2 protein-coding genes are annotated in these 5,561 nt (G+C 57.1%); both read left to right on the top strand.

Translation table 11 applies throughout. The features are described from left to right. Positions 1-406 precede the first annotated feature (406 nt). The gene (metH, locus tag EKL30_RS18675; RefSeq protein ID WP_126708761.1) at positions 407-4,180 is read left to right on the top strand and encodes a methionine synthase; all 3,774 of its coding nucleotides are present in this window, start codon (positions 407-409) and stop codon (positions 4,178-4,180) included. A gap of 18 nt (positions 4,181-4,198) precedes the next feature. Continuing rightward, positions 4,199-5,137, top strand: a complete 939-nt coding sequence (locus EKL30_RS18670; protein ID WP_126708760.1) for a helix-turn-helix transcriptional regulator — start codon at positions 4,199-4,201, stop codon at positions 5,135-5,137. The last annotated feature ends 424 nt before the right edge of the window (positions 5,138-5,561 follow it).

Here is a 5,561-nt window from a genome sequence, read left to right as displayed (position 1 = left end):
GGGCGCTCGCGGGCAGCTTGCCCTTAGGGACCCCTATCGGTTCTTTCTTCTGGTCTCGTGCCATGGCTTGTCTCCTTTAAGACAATCATAGACCCGAACACAAAATTTCCGACACTCTCTATTGCGGCACCGGCATAGCCACAACGGCGCTAAAGAACCAAAGCAACATCACCCTAAGCCACAACGGCGCTAAAGAACCGAAGCACCATCACCCTAAACCACAACCGCTCTAAAGAAGCTAAACCCGCCCGAGTAATCCCCCACACTGCTACGGGCGATACAATAAACCTTTAATCTTGTACTAAATCGGCCTTTGCAGGAACCATTGCCCAGCAATGGGAAATCCGCGAAGGCCGCAGAGCATGGCCCGTCTACTCGCCTGCCCTGTTTACCGCCAGGTGGCCCAGTGTCCTATCCGTCCTTGCCTTATCCCATTTCCTCATACACACATGGCGCCGAATTCGTGCGCCTGCTTGCTGAACGTATCCTGGTTCTTGATGGCGCCATGGGCACGATGATCCAGCAATACAAATTAGGCGAAATGGACTTTCGCGGAACGCGATTTGCGGATCATTTCAAAGACGTCAAAGGCAATAACGAATTGTTGTCGCTGGTCCGGCCCGATATCATCTCCGAGATCCACCGTCAGTATCTCGAAGCAGGTGCCGACGTCATTGAAACCAACACGTTCGGTGCCACTGCCATTGCGCAGGGTGATTACGGCTTGCCGGAGCTCGGCTACGAGCTGAATCTGGAGTCCGCCAAATTGGCGCGCGCCGCTTGCGATGCCTACAGCACCCCGGACCGGCCACGCTTTGTGGCCGGTGCACTCGGCCCCCAACCCAAGACCGCTTCCATCTCTCCTGACGTGAACGACCCGGCGGCCCGTAACGTTACCTTTGAGCAGTTGCGCGTCGCCTATACCGATCAGCTTTACGGCCTGCTGGACGGCGGTATAGATATTGTCTTGATCGAGACCATCTTCGATACCCTTAACGCCAAGGCAGCCATCTTTGCGGTCGAAAGTGTGTTTGAAGAGCGTGGCGTGCGCCTGCCGGTGATGATTTCCGGCACGGTTACTGACGCCTCTGGGCGTATTCTGTCGGGCCAGACCGTCGAAGCCTTCTGGAATTCGGTACGTCATGCGCGTCCTGTCACGATCGGGTTGAACTGTGCCTTGGGCGCTGCCCTGATGCGCCCCTATGTGGCTGAGCTTTCCAAGATTTGCGACACCTACATTTGCGTCTATCCCAATGCCGGTTTGCCTAATCCCATGGCTGACACCGGCTTCGATGAAACGCCTGCCGACACCTCCTCGTTGCTGGAAGAGTTCGCGCGTTCCGGGTTGATGAACATGGCAGGCGGCTGCTGTGGCACTACCCCCGAACACATTAAGGCGATTGCTGAAAAGGTTTCAGTCCTTCCGGTTCGCCAGGTTCCGCAAGTTCCGATAAAGACTCGTCTGTCGGGCCTCGAGGCGTTGAACATCGATGCCGATTCGCTGTTTGTAAACGTCGGCGAGCGCACCAACGTGACCGGCAGCAAGATGTTCCTGCGCCTGATACGCGAAGAAAAATACGATGAAGCGCTGGCGGTCGCGCGTCAGCAAGTCGAAAACGGTGCGCAGATTATCGACATCAATATGGACGAGGGTATGTTGGACTCGGCCAGCTGTATGCATCGTTTCCTGAATATGGTGGCTTCCGAGCCCGATATTGCGCGCGTCCCGATTATGATCGACAGCTCGAAATGGGATGTCATCGAAACAGGGTTGCGCTGCGTTCAGGGCAAGGCGGTGGTCAACTCAATTTCGATGAAAGAGGGCGAGGGCCCATTTCTCGAGCATGCGCGCTTGTGCCGCAAGTACGGTGCGGCAGCCGTCGTCATGGCTTTCGATGAAGAAGGTCAGGCCGACAATCTCGAGAAACGCAAGGCGATTTGTCGCCGCGCGTACGACCTGCTTGTCAACGAAGTGGGCTTTCCGCCCGAAGACATCATTTTCGACCCTAACGTGTTCGCCATCGCGACCGGTATCGACGAGCATAACCATTACGCGGTTGATTTCATCGAAGCCGCAAAGTGGATCACGGAAAATCTGCCGCATGCCCGGATATCGGGCGGTATTTCAAACGTCAGCTTCTCGTTCCGCGGCAATGAAGCCATGCGGGAAGCGATCCACGCCGTCTTCCTGTACTACGCGATCCAGGCAGGGCTGAGCATGGGCATTGTCAATGCCGGGCAGCTGGGCGTCTACAGCGATCTGGACAAGGTCTTGCGCGATATGGTCGAGGACGTTGTACTCGATCGCCCCGAGCCACTGGGGAAAACCGGCCCCGACGACGAGCGCAGCCCTACTGAACGACTGGTCGAATTGGCAGATACCATCAAAGGCTCCGGGGTCAAGAAGGAAGAGGACCTGACCTGGCGTAATCAGTCGGTGGAAGACCGGCTGACCCATGCGTTGGTGCATGGCATTACGACCTTTATCGTTGAAGACACTGAAGAAGTTCGTCAGAAAATCGCCGATGCGGGTGGGCGTCCGATCCAGGTCATTGAAGGTCCTTTGATGGATGGCATGAACGTGGTCGGCGACTTGTTCGGCGCGGGCAAAATGTTCTTGCCGCAAGTGGTCAAATCGGCGCGGGTAATGAAGCTATCGGTGGCTCATCTGGTGCCCTTCATCGAGGAAGAGAAGCGGCAGATCGAAGCGGCTGGCGGCGACGTCCGCGCCAAAGGCAAAATTGTAATTGCCACCGTCAAGGGCGACGTGCACGATATTGGCAAGAACATCGTAACGGTGGTCTTGCAATGCAATAACTTTGAAGTCGTGAATATGGGGGTGATGGTTCCGTGCTCGCAAATTCTCGCCAAGGCCAAGGAGGAAAATGCCGATATTGTGGGGCTTTCCGGCCTTATCACTCCCAGCCTTGAGGAAATGGCCTATGTGGCCTCTGAAATGCAGCGCGACGAGTATTTCCGCAGCCGCAAACTGCCACTTTTGGTCGGTGGCGCCACCACCAGCCGCGTGCATACGGCCGTAAAGATCGCTCCTAACTACGAAGGGCCAGTGATTTACGTGCCCGACGCCAGCCGATCGGTGGGCGTCGCGACCCATCTGCTTTCCGACGGTGCCGATAAGTGGCTGGCGGAACTTGCCGAAGAATACGAAATGGTGCGGACCCGCCATGCCAATCGCAAGGCGACGCCTATGGTCAGCCTCGTGGATGCGCGCGCCGGCCGGCCAGCCATAGACTGGGCCAATTACACGCCACCACGCCCGAAATTTATTGGGCGCCGGACCTTCAAAAACTACGATTTGAACGAGATCGTGAAGTTCCTGGATTGGACCCCGTTCTTCCAGACCTGGAGTCTGTTCGGCCAATATCCCGCCATCCTTGACGACAAGATTGTTGGTGAAGAGGCCCGCAAGCTCTTCGAAGAAGGGCAGGCCATGCTGAAAAAAGTCATCGAGGGGCGCTGGCTTACGGCAAATGGCGTGATCGGGTTTTATCCGGCCAATACGGTTAACGACGAAGACATCGAGGTTTATCGCGACGAAAGCCGTTCCGAAGTGCTGTTTACTTGGCGCAACTTGCGCCAACAACAGGAAAAACGCCAAGGGGTGGACTACAAATGCCTGGCCGACTATATCGCCCCGAAATCCAGTGGCGTGATGGATTACATCGGCATGTTTGCCGTCACCGGAGGCCTTGGCATAGAAAAGTACGACCAGCGCTTCCTTGACGATAACGACGATTACTCCAGCATTATGCTCAAGGCCATCGCCGACCGTTTGGCAGAAGGGCTTGCCGAGACTCTGCATGCTCGCGTGCGCCGCGATCTATGGGGTTATGTGCCTGACGAAAGCCTGGAAGACGAGGCAATTATTGCCGAGAAGTATCAGGGCATCAGGCCTGCGCCCGGCTATCCCGCCTGTCCCGAGCACGTCGTGAAGAAGGATATGTTCGACGTTTTGCAGTGTGAAGACATTGATATGCAGCTGACCGATAGCTATGCCATGTTCCCGGCGTCCAGCGTATCGGGCTTCTATCTTAGCCACCCCATGTCGCAGTACTTTAACGTGGGCAATATTGGCGATGATCAGGTCCAGGACTACGTACAACGCAGTGGCCGCGACGAGGAAGATGTGCGCCGTACCCTGGCCAGCGTGCTGCGGTAAAACTTAGAAAGGGCACTTATGCGCGATAAAGTCGGTGGGGAATCATCTGCTGTGCCTTCTCGCGTAGCGGCGTCCTCTACGGGGACGGCGGCTGCTAGTCCCGCTACGTCGGGAACGCCGACACCTGGCGCACCGGCTGCCGGAACCGCCGCGTCTGCCGAGCAGACCAACTCGGCCCGGCGTAAGGCGCTGGGCGATTTCTTGCGCAGTGCACGCGCGCGCGTGCAGCCCGAAATCGTTGGCTTGCCGGTGGGTGTCCGCCGCCGCACGCCAGGCCTGCGGCGCGAGGAGGTTGCGCAGCTGTGCGATATCAGTGTGACCTGGTATACCTGGATAGAACAGGGGCGCGACGTAACAGTATCGCCGAGTGTGTGGGCGCGCCTGGCTTCGGTGCTTGGCCTGGCAAGGGCCGAGCGGCATTATTTGTTCGAATTGGCCGAGTGTACGGACCCGGAGCATGGTCGCGGCCATGTGCATCCGCTGCCTTCGGGGCTTGCTGCGTGTGTGCAGAGCATCACGGCGCCGGCTTATATTCTGGATCGCTGCTGGAATGTGTTGGCCTGCAATGAGGCTTTTCTCTATTTGTTCGATGGCTGGCCAAATCGGGCCGCTCAAGCGAATTTGTTGCGGTACATTTTCCAGGATGCCGCGGCGCGTGAGCTGGTGGTAGATTGGGACCAGCGGGCGAGCCGGGTTGTAGCAGAGTTTCGGGCCGATGCGGCCGCGCATGTGGATGAGCCGGAGGTTCGGGCTTTGTTAGACGATCTTTTGCAGTCGAGTTCGGTTTTTGCGCATTGGTGGACACGCCATACGGTGGTGGACCGCGAGGGCGGTTTACGGGAGTTCAGGCATCCTGTTTCGGGTATTTTGCGATATCAGCAGATTACGTTTCGTCTGGCGACGCGGCTTGATTGCAAGCTGGTGATGTTGCTGGAGAATGCCGAAGGGGCTGCTTAGTTTAGAAGTAAGGCTCGGCGCTGGCTTTCCTTCCTCGCATTTCTCGGCATCGATTTTCTGGCCTCGATTTTTGCTCTTGAGTCGTCGTGCTTTTTTGGCGATGCGGACCTTCTTGATTTGATGTTCGTTTCTGATGCAACGTTTGTACCTGCTTTTGCCTTCGTTCTTGCGCCGGTGCAGAGGGTTCGCGGGGGCTGGGCTCAAGATCGCTGCGGCCCGTGCTTCGCCGGGCTTCCCGACCGGTCCGTTGACATCGGGGCGGGCGAAGAACTCGTGGGGTCAACAGTCCATGGGACTGTTGACAAGGAGAGTGTCGGAAATTTTGTGTTCGGGTCTATGATTGTCTTAAAGGAGACAAGCCATGGCACGAGACCAGAAGAAAGAACCGATAGGGGTCCCTAAGGGCAAGCTGCCCGCGAGCGCC

The organism is Candidimonas sp. SYP-B2681, assembly GCF_003971065.1.
In the GTDB taxonomy this organism is placed as follows: Bacteria; Pseudomonadota; Gammaproteobacteria; order Burkholderiales; family Burkholderiaceae_B; genus Pollutimonas.
Note: the sequence above shows the minus strand (reverse complement) of the source record. Positions and strands in the feature narration are given on the sequence as shown.

Bases quoted from the DNA above. Each gene is read 5' to 3' on its own strand.
- EKL30_RS18670 (WP_126708760.1), top strand. From the start codon at position 4,199: ATGCGCGATAAAGTCGGTGGGGAATCATCTGCTGTGCCTTCTCGCGTA.